The following is a 19484-nucleotide window of genomic DNA, read 5'->3' as shown; positions in this document are numbered from 1 at the left end:
GCCCGCTCCCCGAGGGGAGCGGGCCTTCTCGCGTCTCGCGGACCGGCGGGTGCGGCCGGTCAGCCCCGCAGCTGCGAGGCCGCGGCGCGGTCCACGAGCCAGCGCGTGGCGCTGCGCCCGCGGGCGGCCGCGGCCGGCGTCCGGTGCGGGTCCTCCTCGGGGTCGAGCCCGCGCGCGACCGCCTCGGCCTTGTCCTCGCCGGAGACGACGAGCCAGACCTCGTCCGCCGCGCGCACGGCGTCCAGGCCCAGGCTGAGCCGCAGGGGCGGGGGCTTGGGAGCCTCCTCCTCCACCAGGACGGTGGCACCGCGCTGGTCCAGGGACGGGCGGCCGGGGAACAGCGAGGCCACGTGCCCGTCGGGCCCCACCCCGAGCAGCAGGACGTCGAAGACGGGCACGCCGGGCACCGAGACGCCCTGCGGACCGAGGTCGTCCGCGTGCTCGGCGAGGTCCGCCGCGTAGCGCGCTGCGGCGTCCACCGCCTCGCTGCTGCCGCCGGCACCGGCGGCCGGCATGGGGTGCCAGTGCACGGCGTGCAGCGCCGGGGCCCGTCGCAGCGCCGAGCGCGCCTGCACGTCGTTGCGCTCGTCGCTCGTGGCCTCGACGAAGCGCTCGTCGCCGAACCACAGGTGCACGCGCGTCCAGTCCAGCGCCGCCGGTCCCTCGCCGGCGGCGCCGCGGGCGGCCGCGGCGTCGTCGTCGGCAGCGCCGACCGCGTCCGCCACCGCCTCCAGGGCACGGCCGCCGATGCGTCCGCCGGTGAGGACGACGTGGACCGGCGCAGGCGCGGGGCGCGCGTCGAGCGCCGCGGCCACCGACGCCAGCAGGCGGTCGGCGACGTGCTGCGCCAGGGCGTCGGCGTCCTCGAGGACGGCGACCTCCGGCTGCCCCGCGGCCTCCCCGGCGCTCACGCGGAGCCCCCGCGACCGCCGTCGACGCCCAGGACGTCGGGCACGTCCGCGGCCGAGGCGCCGCCGTCGTCGGGCACCGCCCCGCCGCCGGAGCCCTCGACGGCGCGGGCGCCGTCGGTGGAGCCCTCCGGTGCGGGCGGCACCGGCGCCTGCGTCACGACCTCGGAGTCGTCCGTGGGCTCCTCCGCGGGGGGCGCCCCCTGCGGGTCGGCGCCGCGGACGGCGTCGGCCGTCTCGCGCTCGGACGCCCGGTGCCCGGCGAGGCGCTGCTGCGCCTCCCCGCGGGACGTGGCGGCGCCGCGCTCGGCGGCGGCGCCCTCGGTGAGCCGGCGCGCGCGTCCCAGGCGGCGCATCCCCTCGGTGAGCACGTCGCCGTAGACCTCGTCGGGGTCCAGGCGGCGCAGCTCCTCGGAGAGGCAGTCGCGCACGCTGCGGTGCGGCAGGGCGACCTTGCGCTCCGGCTGGCCCGGCGCGGTGAGCAGCGCCGTGTCGCCCTCGGGGCGCACGAGCTCCACGGCCCCGCTGCGCCGCTCGAGACGCACCCCGACCACCCCGGTGCCGCCGGCGCTGCGCACCCGGGTCACCGGGCAGCCCAGGGCGAGCCCCAGCCACGCGGCGAGCAGGTCGGCGCTGGGGGAGTCCTCGGCGCCGGTGACGACGGCGGAGTCCACCGCGTCGTACGGCGCCTGGTCGAGCGCGGCCGCGAGCAGGCCGCGCCACAGGGTCACCCGGCTCCAGGCCAGGTCGGTGTCGCCGGGGGAGTGCCCCGCCGCCAGCGCCTGGAGGGCCTTGAGCGGGCGCCGGGCCGCGCCGGAGTCGGTGATCCGCCGCTGCGCCATGGACCCGATCGGGTCCTGCGACGGCACGGCCGGGGGCTCGCCGGGCCACCAGGCGACGACCGGGGCGTCGGGGAGGAGCAGCGGCACGACGACGGCGTCGCCGTGGCGCGCGAGCTCCCCGTACAGACGGGCGACGACGACCTCGCTCGCGCCGGCGTCCCCGCCGACGCGGATCTGGCCGTCGAGCCGGCTGGCGCCGCGGCGGCTGCCGCGGGCGACGACGAGCACGCGGCACGGGTGCTCGCGGCTGGCGTCGTTGGCGGCGGCGATGGCCTCCTCGGCCTCCTCGTCACCGGTGCAGATGACGAGCGACAGCACCCGGCCGAGCGCCACGGCGCCGCCGGTCTCGCGCAGGTCGACGAGGCGGCGGTTGATGGCGCTCGTCGACGTCGAGGGCAGGTCGATGATCACGGGCGCCTCCACTCACGGCCGTCGCGCGCCATCATGGCGAAGGCGCTCTCGGGGCCCCAGCTCCCCGACGGGTAGCTCTCGGGCTGGCCCTGGGCGGCCCAGTGCTCGATGACCGGGTCCAGGATCCGCCAGGACAGGTCGACCTCCTCGTGGCGCGGGAACAGCGGCGGGTCGCCCAGGAGCACGTCGAGGATCAGGCGCTCGTAGGCCTCCGGGCTCGACTCCGTGAAGGCGTGCCCGTAGCCGAAGTCCATCGTGACGTCGCGGACCTCCATCGCCGTGCCCGGCACCTTGGAGCCGAAGCGCAGCGTCACGCCCTCGTCGGGCTGGACCCGGACGACGAGGGCGTTCTTGCCCAGCTCCTCCGTCGCGGTCTGCTCGAAGGGCAGGTGCGGCGCGCGCCGGAAGACGACGGCGATCTCGGTGACCCGGCGCCCGAGCCGCTTGCCGGCGCGCAGGTAGAACGGCACGCCGGCCCAGCGCCGGGTGTCGATCTCGACCTTGACGGCGGCGAAGGTCTCCGTCGTGGAGTCCGCGGAGATGCCGTCCTCCTCCTCGTACCCCCGCACCGGCGTGCCGCCCTGCCAGCCGGCGGCGTAGCGCCCGCGGGCCGTGGAGCTGTCGAGCCCGGCCGCGGGGTGGCGCACCGCCGAGAGGACCTTCTCCTTCTCGGCGCGCAGGTCGGAGGCCCCGAAGGAGACGGGCTCCTCCATCGCCGTCAGCGCCAGGAGCTGGAGCAGGTGGTTCTGGATGACGTCGCGCGCCGCGCCGATGCCGTCGTAGTAGCCGGCCCGGCCGCCGATGCCGATGTCCTCGGCCATGGTGATCTGCACGTGGTCGACGTGCTGGGCGTTCCAGATCGGCTCGAACAGCTCGTTGGCGAAGCGCAGCGCCAGGAGGTTCTGCACCGTCTCCTTGCCGAGGTAGTGGTCGATCCGGAACACCGAGTCCGACGGGAAGACCCGCTCGACCACGGCGTTGAGCTCCTGCGCCGAGGCCAGGTCGTGCCCGAAGGGCTTCTCGATGACGACGCGCCGCCACGAGCCGTCCTGGGCCCGCGCGAGCCCCGAGCGGTCGAGCTGCTCGCAGACCACGGGGAAGCTCGACGGCGGGACCGAGAGGTAGAACGCCACGTTGCCGCCGGTGCCGCGCGCCTCGTCGAGGTCGTGCACCGTGCGGGCGAGGGCGTCGAACGCCTCGTCGTCGCCGAACTCGCCGGGGATGAAGCGCAGGCCCTCGGCCAGCTGGCGCCACACCTCCTCGCGGAACGGGGTGCGGGCGTGCTCGCGGACGGCGTCGTGCACGACCTTGCCGAAGTCCTCGTCGCGCCAGTCGCGGCGCGCGAAGCCGACGAGGGAGAAGCCCGGCGGCAGCAGGCCGCGGTTGGCCAGGTCGTAGACCGCCGGCAGCAGCTTCTTGCGGGCGAGGTCGCCGGTCACCCCGAACATCACCAGGCACGAGGGCCCGGCGATGCGCGAGAGCCGCTTGTCGCGCGGGTCGCGCAGGGGGTTGGCCTCCCCCCGGGGGCCGAGGCTCCGCCCCGCCCCCCGGGCACCCGTGGTCGGTGCGGTCATCGGCCCCCGCCGTCTCCGCCGGCCAGGGCGGCCCGCACGCGACCCAGCGCCGAGCGCTCGGTCAGGTGCAGGCGCAGCACGGGGCGGCCGTGGTCGGCGAGGACGCCCGCGTCACCGGCGGCCTGCGCGAGCTGGAGACCGCCGAAGGTGAACGGGCGGTCGGGGATGGGCAGGTCCTCGCCGGCGGGGGCGGAGGTGATCTGGAGGTAGACGCCCGTCGCGGGACCGCCCTTGTGGTACTGGCCGGTCGAGTGCAGGAACCGCGGGCCCCAGCCGAAGGTGACCGGTCGCCCGGTGCGGGCGGCGAGCTCCTCGCGGACCTCCTCCAGGTCGGCGTCGGCCTCGCGGTCGAGGTAGGCCATGACCGCGAGGTACCCGCGGTCGTCCTCCACCTGCGAGAGCTGGGACAGCAGCGCCTCGACCGCGGCCTCGAGCGTGGTGGCGCCCTCGAGCTCGGACGTGCCGCGGAGCTCCACGTCGCCGTCGACGGCGAGGGGCTCCTCGGTCTCCGGCGAGCCCTCGAGGAGCTCGCGGGTCGCGTTCTTGGCGCTCTCCACGTCCGGCTGGTCGAACGGGTTGATGCCCAGCAGTCGACCCGCGACGACGACCGCCGTCTCCCACAGCGCCATCTGGGCGCCCAGCGAGCCGGCGACGCGGACCTCCGCCGCCGAGGTCCGGGCCGAGGAGGGGTCCTCGTCCGGGGCGGCGTCGTCGCTGCCGCCCGGCCCGACGAGCCGGACGACGACGGCGTCCGCGGGGGAGGAGGCCACCTCGGGCGAGGACGTGCCGGCCACGACCACGGGCAGCAGCCCGGTGCCGAGCTTCCCGGTCGACTCGGCGACCAGCTGCTCGGCCCAGGCGCCGAAGCCGCGCAGCGGCGTCCCGTCCTCGACGAGCACGAGCTTGTCCCGCAGGGGGTCGGTGCCGCCGAGGGCCGCACCGAGCTGCAGGCCCGGGTTGCCGTCGTCGTCGGCGGCCAGCAGGGCGAGGGCCTCGGCGGCGTCGTCGAGCAGGCCGCGCACGTCCGCACCCGCCAGGCCGGAGGGGACCAGGCCGAAGGCGGTGAGGGCGGAGTAGCGCCCGCCGACGTCGGGGTCGGCCTCGAACAGCGCCCGGTAGCCCTCGTCCCGCGCCATCTGGGAGAAGGGGGAGCCCGGGTCGGTGACGACGACGACGCGGCGGGCCGCGTCCACACCGGCCTCGGTCATCGCCGCCACGAACGCGCGGCGCTGGGAGTCGGTCTCCACCGTCCCGCCGGACTTGCTCGAGACGACCACGACGGTGCGCTCGAGGCCCTCGGCCAGCGCCCGGCGCACCTGGCCCGGGTCGGTGCCGTCGAGGACGACGAGCGGGACGCCCGCGGTCGCGGTGATGACCTCGGGCGCGAGCGAGGAGCCGCCCATGCCGCACAGGACGACGCGGTCGACGCCCTCGGCGGCGAGCTCGGCGCGCAGCTCCTCCACGCGGGCCGGGAGGTCGCCCGAGCGGGCGGCGACGTCCACCCAGCCGAGGCGCTTGCCGGCCTCGTCGGCGGCGTCGGGGCCCCAGAGGTCGGCCTCCTGCGCCGCGACGCGGCTGGCCACGCGGTCCGCGACGAGCGCGGGCACGTGCGCGGAGACGGCGCGGGCGGCGTCGCCGGTGGCCGCGACGGACAGCTCGGGCGCGGGCGCCCCGGTCGCCTCTGCGGTCACTTCTGGTCCTGCGCGTCGTCGCCGGACGGGGACAGGCGCGCGAGCTCCTCGGAGACGGTCTGCTGCAGCTCCGTCCAGGAGTCGGAGAACTTCTTGACGCCCTCGACCTCGAGCTGGTCGACGACCTCGGTGTAGGAGATGCCGAGGCGCTCGAGGTGGTCCATCACCGCGGTGGAGGCCTCCGCCGTGCCGGTGAGCGTGTCGCCGTGCACCTGGGCGTGGTCGAAGGTCTTGTCCAGGGTGGACCCGGGCATCGTGTTCACGGTGCCGCGGGCGACCAGCTCGGTGACGTACATGGTGTCGGGGTAGTCGGGGTTCTTGACCCCGGTCGAGGCCCACAGGGGGCGCTGGACGCGCGCGCCGGCCTGCTCCAGGACCTCCCAGCGCGGGGTGGAGAAGACCTCCTCGTACGCCGCGTAGGCGAGGCGGGCGTTGGCCAGCGCGGCCTGCCCGCGCAGGGCCAGGGCCTCGTCGGTGCCCAGGGCCTCGAGGCGCCCGTCGATCTCGCCGTCGACGCGGCTGACGAAGAAGGACGCCACGGAGGCGATCGAGGTGAGGTCGCGACCGGCCTCGCGGGCCTGCTCGAGCCCCGTGAGGAAGGCGTTCATCACCGCGCGGTAGCGGTCGAGCGAGAAGATCAGCGTCACGTTGACGCTGATGCCCTCGGACAGGGCGGTCGTGATGGCGGGCAGCCCCTCGAGGGTGGCGGGGATCTTCACCAGGAGGTTGGGGCGGTCCACGGCGGCCCAGATGGCGCGGGCGGCCGAGACGGTGCCCTCGGTGTCGTGGGCGAGGCCCGGCTCGACCTCGAGCGAGACGCGACCGTCGTGGTGGCCCGAGCGCTCGTAGACGGGCGCGAAGAGGTCGCAGGCGCGGCGGACGTCCTCGGTCGTGATCCGGAAGACGGCCTCGTCCACGCCGACGCCCTGGCGGGCGAGCTCGGTGGTCTGCTCGGCGTAGGCGTCGCCCTTGGTGAGCGCGCTGGCGAAGATCGTGGGGTTGCTCGTGACGCCCACGACGCTGCGCTCGTCGACGAGCCGCTGCAGCTCGCCGGACTCGAGCAGCTCGCGGGAGAGGTCGTCGAGCCAGACGGACACGCCCTCCGCGGACAGCTGGGCGAGCGGGTCGGTGCCGGTGCTGGGGGTGGTGGTCATCTCGGGTCCTCCGGGAGGTCTGCGGGTGTGCTCTCGCGGGCGCCGCGGCTCGCGGCGCGGGGTCGCGGGGGGCCGGCCGGTCGGCGCGGCCCCCCGCGCTCGCTCACTGCTGGTCGGCGGCGCCGCCCTCGGTGGCCGTGGTGGAGGCGCCACCGGGGGTGGCCCCGTCGCGGACCGCGCGCAGGGAGTCGCGCGCCGCCTCGGCGACGGCCTCGCCCGTCAGGCCGAACTCGCGGTAGAGGGTCTCGTAGTCCGCGGACGCGCCGAAGTGCTCGATGGAGACGGTGCGGCCGGCGTCGCCGACCACGTCGCGCCAGCCCTGGGCCACGGCGGCCTCGACGGAGACGCGCGCCCGGACGCCGGCCGGCAGCACGGAGTCGCGGTAGTCGTCGTCCTGCTCGTCGAACCACTCGCGGCAGGGCATGGACACGACGCGGGCGCGCACGCCCTCGCCCGCCAGCTCCTCGCGGGCGGCCATGGCGATCTGCACCTCGGAGCCCGTGCCGACGAGGATGACGTCGGGCTCGCCGCCGTCGGCCTCGGCCAGCACGTACGCGCCGCGCAGGACGCCCTCGGCGGAGCCGAGGGTCGAGCCCTGCGCCGCGCCGTCGCCCCGCTCGAAGGTGGGCACCTTCTGGCGCGTCAGCGCCAGGCCGGCCGGGCGGTCGGTGCGCTCGAGGAGCCCCCGCCACGCCCAGGCCGTCTCGTTGGCGTCCGCCGGGCGGATGACGTCCAGGCCCGGGATGGCGCGCAGGGCGGCCAGGTGCTCGATGGGCTGGTGCGTCGGGCCGTCCTCGCCCAGGCCGATGGAGTCGTGCGTCCAGACGTAGATCGTCGGCACGGCCATGAGGGCCGCGAGGCGCACCGCGGGGCGCATGTAGTCGCTGAACACCAGGAAGGTGCCGCCGTAGGCGCGGGTGCCGCCGTGCAGCGTGATGCCGTTGAGGATCGAGCCCATGGCGTGCTCGCGGATGCCGAAGTGGAGCGTGCGGCCGCCCTCGTCGCCCGGGAACTTCTTGGTGGCCCTCCCGGCCGGCACGAAGGAGCTGACGTCGGCCATCGTCGTGTTGTTCGAGCCCGCGAGGTCGGCCGAGCCGCCCCACAGCTCGGGCAGCACGGGCGCCAGGGCGGACAGGACGTCGCCCGAGGCCGAGCGCGTGGCGACGCCCTTCCCGGCGGGGAACTCCGGCAGCGCGTCGGTCCAGCCCTCGGGCAGGCGCCGCTCGGACATGCGGTCGAGGAGGTCGGCCCGCTCGGGGTTCGCCTCGCGCCAGGAGGTGTAGCGCTCCTCCCAGGCGGCGCGGGTCTCGCGCGCGCGCTCGGTGGAGCTGCGCGTGACGCCGAGGACCTCGTCGTCGACCTGGAAGGTGCGGTCGGGGTCGAAGCCCAGGATCTCCTTGGTGGCCCGGATCTCGTCGTCGCCGAGCGCGGCGCCGTGCGAGGCGCCGGTGCCCTGCATCGTCGGGGCCGGCCACGCGATGACGGTGCTCAGCTTGATGATCGAGGGACGCCCCGTCTCCGCGCGCGCCGCCGTGAGGGCGGCGTGGAGCTCGGCCGGGTCCTCGGCGTAGGTGCCGCCCTTCGTCCAGTCCACGTGCTGGGTGTGCCAGCCGTAGGCGGCGTAGCGGGCCAGCACGTCCTCGCTGAAGGCGATGTCGGTGTCGTCCTCGATGGAGATCTTGTTGTCGTCGTAGATGACGACGAGGTCGCCGAGCTCCTGGTGGCCGGCCAGGGAGCCCGCCTCGGAGGTGACGCCCTCCTGCATGTCGCCGTCGGAGGCGATCACGTAGATCGTGTGGTCGAAGGGGCTCTCGCCGGGCGCGGCGTCGGGGTCGAGCAGCGTGCGCTCGCGGCGGGCCGCCATGGCCATGCCGACCGCGCTGGCCAGGCCCTGGCCCAGGGGGCCGGTGGTGATCTCGACGCCGTCGGTGTGGCGGAACTCGGGGTGGCCCGGGGTCTTCGAGCCCCAGGTGCGCAGCTGCTGCAGGTCCTCGAGCGAGAGGTCGTAGCCGGCGAGGTACAGCTGGATGTACAGCGTCAGGCTGGAGTGGCCGGCGGACAGGACGAAGCGGTCGCGGCCGTGCCAGTGCGCGTCCGAGGGGTCGTGCCGCATGACCTTCTGGAAGAGGAGGTAGGCGGCCGGCGCGAGGCTCATCGCCGTGCCGGGGTGGCCGTTGCCCACCTTCTGCACCGCGTCGGCCGCGAGCACGCGGACCGTGTCCACGGCGCGCTGGTCGGCGTCGGTCCAGGTGAAGGAGTCGGCCGTCGTCTCGATGTCCATGGGGGGAGCGTCCCTTCGCGGCCCCGCCCGGCGGGTGCGCCGGACGCCGGCCTGCTCTCGCGGTGCGCCCGTGCCGTGCACGAGCTCGGTCTGGAGCCTGGCGGGCCCCGTCGGGAGCGCCGGTCGGCGGCCCGGGAGGGCTGCTGAGCCGAGCGGGCCCGGTGAGCAGGAGCAGCGCGCGGACGGGACCGCGTCTTCCCGGCCGGTCTCCCGGTCGTCGTCCCGTCCTCGGCTCCGGCCCGCGGCGCTCCGTCGAGGTCCGCTCCGACCCTAGTGGGGCGGGCACCCCGACGCTCGCGCGCGACCACCCCTCGGGCGCCCGGCGCGGCGCAGGGCCCCGGGCGCCGACGGCCCGCGGGGCGCACGAGGGCTCCCGGGGGCGGGCGCGTACGATCGGCCCCGAGGACGCACCTCGCCGCCTTCGCGCGGGAGGGGCTCGGCCGGGCGCCGGACCCTCCTCCGCGCCGCAGCCGCGCCAGCTCCTCCCACCACCCCCCGACGGATCGGACGAGGACCCAGTGAGAGCGACCGACCCGGTGCACGCCGAGCACGTCGCGGGCTCCGGGCGCGCCAAGGCACCCGAGGGCCCTGCCGCCTCCGGCCCGCTGCACCCCTCGGAGGCGGGCCGGCCGACGCGGTCCCGCGCCGCCGCGTTCCTGGCGCTGACGAAGCCGCGCATCATCGAGCTGCTCCTCATCACGACCGTGCCGACGATGCTCCTGGCCGCGGGGGGCCTGCCGCCGGTCGGCCTCGTCCTCGCCACGCTGGTCGGCGGCGCGCTGGCCGCGGGCAGCGCCAACACGCTGAACTGCTACGTCGACCGCGACATCGACGCCCGCATGGACCGCACCCGCGAGCGCCCGCTGGTCACCGGCGAGGTGTCCCCGCGCGAGGCCCTCGTCTTCGGCACCGGCCTCGGCGTGCTCTCCACCGCCTGGCTCGCCGTGCTGGTCAACCCGCTCTCGGCCGGCCTGGCGCTGGCCGCGATCGCCTTCTACCTCTTCGTCTACACGCTCGGGCTCAAGCGCCGCACGTCCCAGAACATCGTCTGGGGCGGGGCCGCGGGCTGCATGCCCGTCCTGATCGGCTGGTCCGCGGTGACCGGCGGCCTGGACTGGGAGGCCCTGGTCCTGTTCGGCGTCATCTTCCTGTGGACGCCGCCGCACTACTGGCCGCTGTCGATGCGGTACGCCCGCGACTACAGCAGCGTCGACGTCCCGATGCTCGGCGCCGTCGAGCGGCCCGCGCTGGTCGCGCGGCGCATCATCGCCTACTCGTGGGCGATGGTGGCCTGCTCGCTGCTGCTCGTGCCCGTGGCGGGCACGGGCCCGGTGTACACGTTCGGCGCGGTCCTCCTCGGGGCGTGGTTCCTCGTCGAGGCGCACGGCCTGCGCCGCCGCGCCCGGTTGGCGGACGCCTCGCCCGACCCCGTGGCGACGGCCGGCGCCATGCGCGTCTTCCACGTCTCCATCTCGTACCTGAGCCTGCTCTTCGTCGCCGTCGGCGTGGACCCCTTCGTCCCCTGGTGGTGACGCTCGCCCCCTGGCGGTGACCCCCCGTCGCGGTGACGACCGCGGTCGTCCCGGTGACGACACCACCCCGGGGCGGCCCCGCCGTGGGGGAGCCCGCCTCAGGTGAGGACGTCGACGACGACCCGAGGAGGGTCGGCCAGCCGCGTGATGCGGTAGGGCGCCTCCTCGTCCAGGCCGACGACCACCTGCGCCTGGCCCTCGTGGACGCCGCCCACGAGGACCTCCCGGACCAGCTCGGTGCCCTCGCCGCTCGTGCTGCCGAGCACCTCGTCCTGGCCGGTCTCGAAGGGGTAGCCCAGGCCTCGCACCACGACGGCGAGGTGGCTGCTGCCGGTGACCTGCAGCGGCGCGCCCGAGCCGTCCTGCGTCGGCTCGTCGACGTAGTGGGCGTGCCAGCCGGGCTCGCCGCCGTCCTCCCCGGCGAGCTCGAGCACGACGCGGTCGAAGCCCTCGTGGCGCCCGGTGCGGACGTCCACGACCGACAGCCCGCCCCCGACCGCCTCCTGCTCGGAGGTCCCGGTGCCGGCGTCGTGCTCCTGCGGGGCCCGGAGGTCCTCGGGCGTCGCCCCTGCGTCCGTCGCGGGCGACGAGGCGGGGGTGGTGGACGGGACGGGGGTCGACGCCGCCCCGGTCGAGGGCGCGTCGGGCTCGCCGGCGCCCGTCGTGCCCTCCGCCGTCCCGGCGTCGGCGGCGCCCCCGGTCGTCTCCGGAGCGCGGGGGGTCGTCGCGGCGGCCGGTGAGATGGCGGGGCCCGCGGTCACGCCGTCGCCGCCGCAGCCCAGGAGGAGGGCGAGGAGGCCGGCGGCGACCGCACCGGACGCGGTGGCCCGGGCGGCGCGGGAGCGGGGGACGCGCGTCCGCGGGCCGGGGCGCTGGTCGTGCGGGGTCATGGTCAGATCCTCGGGCGCCGGCGGGGCGTCCTCCAGCACTCTGCGGTCACGATCGGCTCACGACCACGACCCCGTGCGACCGCCGCCGCCCCTCGCCCTCCGACGCGGGCCCCCAGCGCCCGGTGACGACGACGTCAGGGGGTGCTGGCGTCCGGGGGTGCTGGCGTCCGGGGGTGCTGGCGTCCAGGGGTGCTGGGGGCGTCAGGAGGCGGCGGCGCCGGTCGAGCTGCTCAGGTGCTCAGGACCGGTGGTCGTCGTCGCGGCGTCGGGGTCCCGCGTGCGCAGCGCCATGAGGAGCGCGGTGGTGGCCACGACGGCCAGGCCGGCGCCGAGCATGTGCAGCGCGACGAGCAGCTCGGGCAGGTCGGTCGCGTACTGGACCCAGCCGACGAGGCCCTGCGCCAGCAGCACGGCGAGGAGGACGTCGACGCGGCGCCGGGCGCTGCGGGGCGCGCCCGTGCGGCGCAGGAGGACCGCGAGGGCGACGACGACGAGCAGGAGGAGCACGACGGCGTCCGCGTGCACGCGGGAGACGACCTCGGTGTCGAAGCCGAGGCGCGCCGGGTGCTCGGCGTCGCCCGAGTGCGGACCCGCGCCCGTCACGATCGTGCCGAGCACCAGCACCGCGCCGAGCACGGCGCCCGCCGCCTGGGCGAGGCGCCGCACCAGCTGCGGGACCACGGGGCGGGGCGGGGCGTCGGCGTCCTCGCGCACCCGCAGGAGCAGCGCCGTGGAGGCGGCCACGAGCGCCGAGGAGACCAGGAAGTGCGTCGCGACGGTGGCCGGGTGCAGGCGCGTGAGCACGGTGATGCCGCCGATGACGGCCTGGAGCACCACGCCGACCAGCGGGGCCGCACCCAGCAGGAGCAGGGAGGAGGGACGCCGCCCGGTCACGACCAGGCGGCTCACCGCCGCGAGCGAGGCGAGGGCGGCGAGGCCGACGACGAAGGTCAGCAGCCGGTTGGCGAACTCGATGTCGTCGTGGATGCCCAGCTCGGGGGAGTACACCGGGGTGTAGGAGCCGGCGGTGCACGCCGGCCACGTCGGGCACCCGAGGCCGGAGCCGGTGAGGCGCACGGCACCGCCGGTCAGCACGATCAGGACCTGCGCGACGAGGTTCACGGCGAGGACGGCGACGACCCAGCGCGGTGCCCCGCCGCCGCCACCGGGGGCGCGGGAGGAGGCCGCCGGGCGGGCTGCGACCGAGGAGCTGCTCACCCGCTCAGGGTAGGGGAGCCCACGGGCCGGCCCTGCGGCGGGAGGGCGTCAGTCCCAGCGGAACCAGCGCCGGGCCGCGGCCGCCGCGACCACCGCCCACACCGCGAGCACGAGCAGGGCCGGCACGTCGAGCGAGCCGTCCGCGGAGGCCCGGCGCAGCCCCTCCCCGAGAGCGCCCGAGGGCAGGACGTGCACCAGCGCGCCCCAGGCGCCGGGCAGCGCGGCGGCGGGGACCACGACGCCGCCGCCCACCAGCAGGGCCGCCCACACGAGGTTGGCGACCGCCAGCACCGCCTCGGCCCGCAGGACGCCCGCCAGCAGCAGGGCCAGGGCCGTCAGCGCCGCGGTGCCCACGAGCACGAGCAGGGCGCCGGGCAGGAGCCCCACGGGGTCCGGGCGCCAGCCGACGGCCAGGGCCACCGCGCCGAGCACCAGCACCTGCACGACCTCGACCGCGAGGACGCCCAGGACCCGGCCGGCCAGGAGCCCGCCGCGGCCCAGGGGCGTCGTCGCGAGCAGGCGCAGCACCCCGCTGCGCCGGTCGAAGCCCGTCGCGATGGCCTGGCCGGTGAAGGCCGTGGACAGGACGGCCAGGGCGAGGACGCCCGGCGCCACGACGTCCACGGCGCGCTCCCCGGGGGCCAGCCCGAGGTCCACGACCTCGGTCCGGGAGAGCCCCACGAGCACCAGGGCCGGGAGCACCAGCGTGAGCAGCACCTGCTCGCCGTTGCGGAGCATCGTGCCCGCCTCCCACCGCGCCTGCGCGAGGACGCGGGCGGCCGGGCTCGCGGCGCGCGGCGGCACCGGGGCCCGCGGCGTGGCCGGGGCGGCGCTCACCGCAGGCTCCGGCCGGTGAGGTCCAGGAAGACCTCCTCCAGGCTCGGCCGGCCGACGGACAGGGCCTCCGGCATCACGCCGCGCTGGGCGCACCAGGACGTGACGCCCGCGACCACCTGCGGGTCGACGTCCCCCGAGACGACGTAGGAGCCGGGCGCGGGCTCGCTGACGGCGACGTCCTCCGACAGGGCCTGCCGCAGCGGCCCGAGGTCCAGGCCGGGGCTGGCGGTGAAGCGCACCGAGGCGGACGAGCGGGCGGTCAGGACGCCGGGCGAGCCGGTGGCCAGCGCCCGGCCGCCGTCGACGATCACGACGTGCTGGGCCAGCCGCTCCGCCTCGTCGAGGTCGTGGGTGGTCAGCAGCACGCCCGCGCCGTCGGCGACGACCTCCCGCACCAGCTCCCAGACGACGAGGCGGGCTGCGGGGTCGAGCCCGGCGGTCGGCTCGTCGAGGAAGACCAGGCGGGGACGACCCACGAGGGCGGCCGCGAGCGCGAGCCGCTGGCGCTGGCCCCCGGAGAGCCGTCGCACCGAGGTCCGCGCGAAGGCCGGGATCCCCAGCCGCTCGGCGAGGACGTCGACGTCGCGGGGCCGGGCGTGCAGGCGGGCCAGGTGCCGCAGGAGCCTCATCGGCCGCGCGGACGTCGGCAGGCCGCCGTCCTGCAGCATGGCGCCGACGGCGGCCCGGTGGTCAGCGCTGGCGGTGGCCTCGGCGAGCTCGGTCCCGAGCACCTGGAGCGACCCGGCGTCGGGCCGCCGGAGCCCGAGGCAGCACTCGACGGTCGTCGTCTTGCCGGCGCCGTTGGGGCCCAGGAGCGCCGTCACCGAGCCGGCGGCGACGTCGAGGTCGAGCCCGTCGACGGCGAGCCGACCGGCGTACCGCTTGACGAGGCCGCGCACGCGCAGCGCGGCCCCCGCGGACGGGGAGCCGTCCGGAGGACCACCCACGGGCCGGGAGTCTAGGTCGCCCGTGCCCCTCGCCCTCCCGCCCGCCCCCCGCGCACGGGGGCGGGGCGCCGCGGGGCGCTCGCCCGGCGGCCGCTGCGCGAGGGCCCGCTCGTGGCAAGGGGAGCCTCACTGGACGCCCCCCGGCGGGTTTCGTCACACTGGCGTCGTGAAAACCCCGGCGGCGGCCCGCACGAGCGAGGCGACGACGCGCGAGCGCGTCCTCGCCGTCGTCGTCGAGCACGGGCCGGTCACCACGGGCGCCGTCGCGCGGGTCCTGGGCCTGACCGCCGCGGCGGTGCGCCGCCACCTCGACGCCATGGCGGCCGAGGGCCTCGTCGCGGGGCGCGAGCAGCGCCCCGAGGCGGGGGGCGCGCGCGGTCCGGGGCGCCCGGCCAAGGAGTTCGTCGCGACGCGGCGCGCTCCCGGCGGCCAGGACGGCCACGGCGAGCTGGCCGTGGACCTCCTGCACCACCTGGCCGCCACCACGGGCGCTGCGGGCGTCCGGGCCTACGCCGAGCACCGGGCGGACCAGCTCCGGGCGCGGTACGCGGCGGACGTCGAGGCCGCCGGCCCGGGCGTGCCCGCGAGGGTCCACGCGCTCGTCAGCGCCCTCGGCCGGGACGGCTTCGCCGCCAGCACGCGGCCGGTCGACACGGGAACAGGCGTCGCGGCGGTCCAGTTGTGCCAGGGGAGGTGCCCGGTGCAGCAGGCGGCGGCCGCGTTCCCCGAGCTCTGCGACGCGGAGACGGCGGCCTTCTCCGAGCTCCTCGGGGTCGGGACCCGCCGCCTGGCGACGCTGGGCGCCGGGGGGCGCGTGTGCACCACGCACGTGCCGCTCGACCCGCCCCGCAGCACCGCCCGCCCCGGCAGACCCGATCCTCCCCGCAGCACCGCCCTGGACCCCGCGGCGCAGCAGCCCCCCGCACCACCGCACCGCGGGGGCGCCGCGCCGGCCCCGCCGGCGGGCACCAGCACTCGCGATACCACTGGCCACACCCCGAGCAGTCCGGAGGGACCCCGCCGATGAGCACCGACGTCGAAGCACTGAACCCCGAGCTCGAGGGCATCGGCACCTACACCTACGGGTGGGCCGACTCCGACCTCGCCGGCACCAACGCGCGCCGCGGCGTCAACGAGGAGGTCGTCGCCGACATCTCGGGCCGCAAGAACGAGCCCGACTGGATGCTGCGCACCCGCCAGAAGGCCCTGAAGATGTTCGGCCGCAAGCCGATGCCGACCTGGGGCAGCGACCTCGACGGCATCGACTTCGACAACATCAAGTACTTCGTGAAGTCGACGGAGAAGCAGGCGACGTCCTGGGAGGAGCTCCCCGAGGACATCAAGAACACCTACGACCGCCTCGGCATCCCGGAGGCGGAGAAGCAGCGCCTCGTCGCCGGCGTCGCGGCGCAGTACGAGTCGGAGGTCGTCTACCACCAGATCCGCGAGGACCTGGAGGAGAAGGGCGTCATCTTCGTCGACACCGACACCGGCCTGCGCGAGCACGAGGAGCTCTTCAAGGAGTACTTCGGCTCGGTCATCCCGCCCGGGGACAACAAGTTCGCCGCGCTGAACACCGCCGTGTGGTCGGGCGGCTCGTTCATCTACGTGCCGCCGGGCGTGCACGTCGACATCCCGCTGCAGGCCTACTTCCGGATCAACACCGAGAACATGGGCCAGTTCGAGCGCACGCTGATCATCGCCGACGAGGGCTCGTACGTGCACTACGTCGAGGGCTGCACGGCGCCGATCTACAAGAGCGACTCGCTGCACTCGGCCGTCGTCGAGATCGTCGTGAAGAAGGACGCCCGCGTCCGCTACACGACCATCCAGAACTGGTCGAACAACGTCTACAACCTCGTGACCAAGCGGGCCACCGCGGCCGAGGGCGCCACCATGGAGTGGGTCGACGGCAACATCGGCTCCAAGGTGACGATGAAGTACCCGGCGATCTTCCTCATGGGGGAGGGCGCCAAGGGCGAGACGCTGTCCATCGCCTTCGCCGGCGAGGGCCAGCACCAGGACGCCGGCGCCAAGATGGTGCACGCGGCGCCGCGCACCTCGTCGTCGATCATCAGCAAGTCCGTGGCCCGCGGCGGCGGCCGCACGTCCTACCGGGGCCTCGTGCAGGTCCTCGAGGGCGCGCACCACTCCGCGTCCACGGTGCGCTGCGACGCGCTGCTCGTCGACCAGATCAGCCGGTCCGACACCTACCCCTACGTCGACGTCCGCGAGGACGACGTGTCGATGGGTCACGAGGCCACGGTCTCGAAGGTGAGCGAGGACCAGCTCTTCTACCTCATGTCCCGCGGCATGGCCGAGGACGAGGCCATGGCCATGATCGTCCGAGGCTTCATCGAGCCCATCGCCCGCGAGCTCCCCATGGAGTACGCGCTCGAGCTCAACCGCCTCATCGAGCTCCAGATGGAGGGTGCGGTCGGCTGACCGCACCTCCCTCCCACCGCCGGCCTGCCCCTCGGGGCGGCCGGCGGTGGCGCGGCGGGCCCGGACGACGGCCCGCCGCAGCCCCTCGGCCCCGCTGAGCCCCGCGCCGCGGGTCCACGACACCACCTCGACACGGAGGACAGCCATCACTCCCCCCGACACGCGCCCGCACGACACCGAGGCCGCGGGCTCCACCACCACGCCGGCGGACGCCCGCCAGGAGCACGCCGTCGACCACGCCGCGCAGGCGCCCACCGACGTGACGCTGGACTCCTCGCGCTCGGCGGGGCCCAGCTACGACGCCGGCGCGGCCGTCGTCGCCGCTGCGGGCGAGGCCGTGCTCGAGGCGACCCGCGGGGAGCGCGCCCGCTCCTTCGACGTCGCCGACTTCCCCGTCCCCACGGGGCGCGAGGAGGTCTGGCGCTTCACGCCGCTGGACCGCCTCGGCGGTCTGCTCGAGGACGCGCCGGCCGACCCCGACGCGCGCGACGTGGTCGTGCAGGCGCCCGACGGCGTGCACGTCGGGACGCTGGCTGCGGGCGAGGGCGTCCGCGGCACCGCCCTGGTCCCCGAGGACCGCGCGGCGGTCCTCGCCGACGCCGCGTCCCCGAGCGCGACCCACGTCCGCATCCCGCGCGAGGTGGAGCTCGACGGCCCCGTCCACGTCTCCGTCGTCGGTCGCCCGGGCAGCCGCGGCGCCGGTCACCTCGTCGTCGAGGCCGAGCGCCACTCGCGCGCCGTCGTCGTCGTCGAGCACACCGGGGGCGGCGTCCACGCCGACGGCGTCGAGGTGGTCGTCGGCGACGGCGCCGAGCTCACCGTCGTCAGCCTGCAGCTGTGGGACGACGAGGCCGTGCACGTCTCCCAGCAGGAGGCCAGCGTCGGCCGCGACGCCAGCTACCGGCACATCGCCATCACGCTGGGCGGCTCGGTCGTGCGCCTGTCCTCCACCAGCCGCTACGCCGGTCCGGGCGGGAGCGCCGAGATGCTCGGCGTCTACTTCGCCGACTCCGGCCAGCACCTGGAGCACCGCTCCTTCGTCGACCACGCCGAGGCGCGGTGCCGCAGCGACGTCCGCTACAAGGGCGCGCTGCAGGGCGAGACGGCCCGCACGGTCTGGATCGGCGACGTCCTCATCCGCGCCGCGGCCCAGGGCACGGAGACGTACGAGCTCAACCGCAACCTGCTGCTCACCGAGGGCGCCCGCGCGGACTCGGTGCCCAACCTCGAGATCGAGACGGGCGACATCGAGGGCGCCGGCCACGCCAGCGCCACCGGTCGCTTCGACGACGAGCAGCTGTTCTACCTGCGCTCGCGCGGCATCCCCGAGGAGGTCGCCCGCCGCCTGGTCGTGCGCGGCTTCTTCGCCGACGTCGTCCAGCGCATCGGCGTCCCGGCCGTCACCGACCGCGTGATGGCCGCCATCGAGGCCGAGCTCGACCTGGCCGTCGGCCCGGTCGCGGGCGCCGCCGCCGCGGCGGACGCCGTCGCGGCGGAGCCCGTCCTGGCGGGCCGCGCGTGAGCGCGGTCCGCGTGCTCGGCGCCGGCGAGCTGGCGCCGGGCACCCTGCGCGCCGTCGACGTCCCCGACGCCGACGGCACGCTGCTGCCCGTCGTCGTCGTGCGCGACGCCGAGGGCGAGCACCACGCGCTGGCGAACGAGTGCTCCCACCAGTCCGTGGCGCTGTCCGAGGGCGGGGACGACGCGATCGAGGGCTGCGCCCTCGAGTGCTGGCTCCACGGCTCCAGCTTCGACCTGCGCACCGGTGAGCCCTCCGGCCTGCCCGCGACCCGAGCCGTCCCCGTCTACCGCGTCACGGTCGACGGCGACGACGTGCTCGTGGACGTCGAGGACCGCCCCAGCACCGCCGGCGCGCGCGACGCCGCCGGCACCCCCGAGACCACCACGACCCCGGACGCGCCGGCCACCGGCGACGCCCGCAAGGAGAGCTGACATGGCCACGCTCCAGATCCGCGACCTGCACGTGAGCGTCGAGACCGACGGCGAGCCGACGGAGATCCTCCGCGGCGTCGACCTGACCATCGACTCGGGCCAGACCCACGCGATCATGGGCCCCAACGGCTCCGGCAAGTCGACGCTGGCCTACTCCATCGCCGGCCACCCCAAGTACACGATCACCGGCGGCACGGTGACCCTCGACGGCCAGGACGTCCTGGCGATGAGCGTCGACGAGCGCGCCCGCGCCGGGCTCTTCCTCGCCATGCAGTACCCCGTCGAGGTGCCGGGCGTCACGGTGTCGAACTTCCTGCGCACCGCGAAGACCGCCCTGGACGGCGAGGCCCCCGCGCTGCGCCACTGGGTCAAGGACGTCCGCACGGCCATGGCCGACCTGCGGATGGACCCGGCGTTCGCCGAGCGCAACGTCAACGAGGGCTTCTCCGGCGGTGAGAAGAAGCGCCACGAGATCCTGCAGATGGAGCTCCTGAAGCCGAAGTTCGCCATCCTCGACGAGACCGACTCCGGCCTCGACGTCGACGCCCTCAAGATCGTCTCCGACGGCGTCAACCGCGTCCGCGAGGGCGGGGAGGTCGGCGTGCTGCTGATCACCCACTACACGCGGATCCTGCGCTACGTCCGCCCCGACGTCGTCCACGTGTTCGTGGCCGGCCGCGTGGCCGAGACCGGCGGCCCCGAGCTGGCCGACGAGCTCGAGGAGAACGGCTACGACCGCTTCGTCTCGGCGGTCGCGGCCTCCTGACCGCAGCCGGCGCCGCAGCGCCGGCACGCCCGCAC

Annotated in this window: 15 protein-coding genes and 1 pseudogene; 6 read left to right on the top strand and 10 right to left on the bottom strand. The window is 76.2% G+C overall.

Annotated features, from left to right (window positions below):
- Window positions 1–59 precede the first annotated feature (59 nt).
- From pgl to tkt, 6 genes are all read right to left on the bottom strand, one after another.
- Window positions 60–911: a 6-phosphogluconolactonase gene (pgl, locus tag Q0848_RS07625; RefSeq protein ID WP_299036495.1), complete on the bottom strand. Its 852-nt coding sequence runs from the start codon at window positions 909–911 to the stop codon at window positions 60–62.
- Complete coding sequence (locus Q0848_RS07620) at window positions 908–2161, bottom strand: glucose-6-phosphate dehydrogenase assembly protein OpcA (RefSeq protein ID WP_299036494.1); 1254 nt, start codon at window positions 2159–2161, stop codon at window positions 908–910. The genes pgl and Q0848_RS07620 overlap by 4 nt, the downstream gene beginning before the upstream one ends.
- The gene (gene zwf, locus Q0848_RS07615) at window positions 2158–3735 is read right to left on the bottom strand and encodes a glucose-6-phosphate dehydrogenase (protein ID WP_299036493.1); all 1578 of its coding nucleotides are present in this window, start codon (window positions 3733–3735) and stop codon (window positions 2158–2160) included. Before zwf ends, Q0848_RS07620 begins: the two co-directional genes overlap by 4 nt.
- On the bottom strand, window positions 3732–5426 hold the full coding sequence (locus tag Q0848_RS07610; RefSeq protein ID WP_299036492.1) for a glucose-6-phosphate isomerase: 1695 nt from the start codon (window positions 5424–5426) through the stop codon (window positions 3732–3734). Before Q0848_RS07610 ends, zwf begins: the two co-directional genes overlap by 4 nt.
- Window positions 5423–6580 (bottom strand): transaldolase, encoded by a 1158-nt coding sequence (gene tal / locus Q0848_RS07605; protein ID WP_299036491.1) that lies wholly within the window; start codon window positions 6578–6580, stop codon window positions 5423–5425. The genes Q0848_RS07610 and tal overlap by 4 nt, the downstream gene beginning before the upstream one ends.
- 103 nt (window positions 6581–6683) lie before the next feature.
- On the bottom strand, window positions 6684–8861 hold the full coding sequence (tkt, locus tag Q0848_RS07600; protein ID WP_299036490.1) for a transketolase: 2178 nt from the start codon (window positions 8859–8861) through the stop codon (window positions 6684–6686).
- A gap of 605 nt (window positions 8862–9466) precedes the next feature.
- On the opposite strand from tkt, the gene Q0848_RS07595 reads away from it, so the two are divergent.
- Entirely contained in the window at window positions 9467–10393 is a 927-nt protein-coding gene (locus Q0848_RS07595; protein ID WP_366146479.1) for a heme o synthase, read from the top strand.
- A 98-nt stretch (window positions 10394–10491) separates the two neighbouring features.
- On the opposite strand, the gene Q0848_RS07590 is transcribed toward Q0848_RS07595, so the two are convergent.
- From Q0848_RS07590 to Q0848_RS07575, 4 genes are all read right to left on the bottom strand, one after another.
- A complete protein-coding gene (locus tag Q0848_RS07590) occupies window positions 10492–11283 on the bottom strand; it encodes a hypothetical protein (protein WP_299036488.1) in 792 nt (263 codons plus the stop codon).
- Window positions 11284–11484: 201 nt separating this feature from the next.
- Window positions 11485–12501: a heme A synthase gene (locus Q0848_RS07585; RefSeq protein WP_299036487.1), complete on the bottom strand. Its 1017-nt coding sequence runs from the start codon at window positions 12499–12501 to the stop codon at window positions 11485–11487.
- Between the two features lie 48 nt (window positions 12502–12549).
- Entirely contained in the window at window positions 12550–13239 is a 690-nt protein-coding gene (locus Q0848_RS07580; RefSeq protein WP_366146478.1) for an ABC transporter permease, read from the bottom strand.
- A gap of 95 nt (window positions 13240–13334) precedes the next feature.
- Entirely contained in the window at window positions 13335–14285 is a 951-nt protein-coding gene (locus Q0848_RS07575; protein WP_299036485.1) for an ABC transporter ATP-binding protein, read from the bottom strand.
- A gap of 166 nt (window positions 14286–14451) precedes the next feature.
- Between Q0848_RS07575 and Q0848_RS07570 the strand changes: the two genes are divergently transcribed.
- The 5 genes and pseudogenes from Q0848_RS07570 (at window position 14452) to sufC (ending at window position 19449) form a co-directional block, all read left to right on the top strand.
- The gene (locus Q0848_RS07570) at window positions 14452–15312 is read left to right on the top strand and encodes a metalloregulator ArsR/SmtB family transcription factor (protein ID WP_299036484.1); all 861 of its coding nucleotides are present in this window, start codon (window positions 14452–14454) and stop codon (window positions 15310–15312) included.
- Window positions 15309–16730: a Fe-S cluster assembly protein SufB gene (gene sufB / locus Q0848_RS07565; RefSeq protein ID WP_299036483.1), complete on the top strand. Its 1422-nt coding sequence runs from the start codon at window positions 15309–15311 to the stop codon at window positions 16728–16730. Before Q0848_RS07570 ends, sufB begins: the two co-directional genes overlap by 4 nt.
- A 337-nt stretch (window positions 16731–17067) precedes the next feature.
- Window positions 17068–18252 (top strand): Fe-S cluster assembly protein SufD, encoded by a 1185-nt coding sequence (gene sufD / locus Q0848_RS07560; RefSeq protein WP_366146477.1) that lies wholly within the window; start codon window positions 17068–17070, stop codon window positions 18250–18252.
- Window positions 18249–18578, top strand: a pseudogene (locus Q0848_RS07555) (Rieske 2Fe-2S domain-containing protein); the annotation flags it as partial. The gene sufD and the pseudogene Q0848_RS07555, both read left to right, overlap by 4 nt.
- 106 nt (window positions 18579–18684) lie before the next feature.
- Window positions 18685–19449 carry a Fe-S cluster assembly ATPase SufC gene (gene sufC / locus Q0848_RS07550; protein WP_299036480.1) on the top strand — a complete coding sequence of 255 codons (765 nt, stop codon included), beginning with the start codon at window positions 18685–18687 and terminating at the stop codon, window positions 19447–19449.
- The last annotated feature ends 35 nt before the right edge of the window (window positions 19450–19484 follow it).

The organism is uncultured Pseudokineococcus sp., from assembly GCF_947495735.1.
GTDB lineage: Bacteria > Actinomycetota > Actinomycetes > Actinomycetales > Quadrisphaeraceae > Pseudokineococcus.
Note: the sequence above shows the minus strand (reverse complement) of the source record. Positions and strands in the feature narration are given on the sequence as shown.

Excerpts from the sequence above, each read along its gene's own strand:
- Q0848_RS07580 (WP_366146478.1), bottom strand. The coding sequence starts at position 13,239 with ATGCTCCGCAACGGCGAGCAGGTGCTGCTCACGCTGGTGCTCCCGGCC.
- tkt (WP_299036490.1), bottom strand. The coding sequence starts at position 8,861 with ATGGACATCGAGACGACGGCCGACTCCTTCACCTGGACCGACGCCGAC.
- Q0848_RS07590 (WP_299036488.1), bottom strand. The coding sequence starts at position 11,283 with ATGACCCCGCACGACCAGCGCCCCGGCCCGCGGACGCGCGTCCCCCGC.
- zwf (WP_299036493.1), bottom strand. The coding sequence starts at position 3,735 with ATGACCGCACCGACCACGGGTGCCCGGGGGGCGGGGCGGAGCCTCGGC.
- tal (WP_299036491.1), bottom strand. The coding sequence starts at position 6,580 with ATGACCACCACCCCCAGCACCGGCACCGACCCGCTCGCCCAGCTGTCC.
- sufB (WP_299036483.1), top strand. The coding sequence starts at position 15,309 with ATGAGCACCGACGTCGAAGCACTGAACCCCGAGCTCGAGGGCATCGGC.
- sufC (WP_299036480.1), top strand. The coding sequence starts at position 18,685 with ATGGCCACGCTCCAGATCCGCGACCTGCACGTGAGCGTCGAGACCGAC.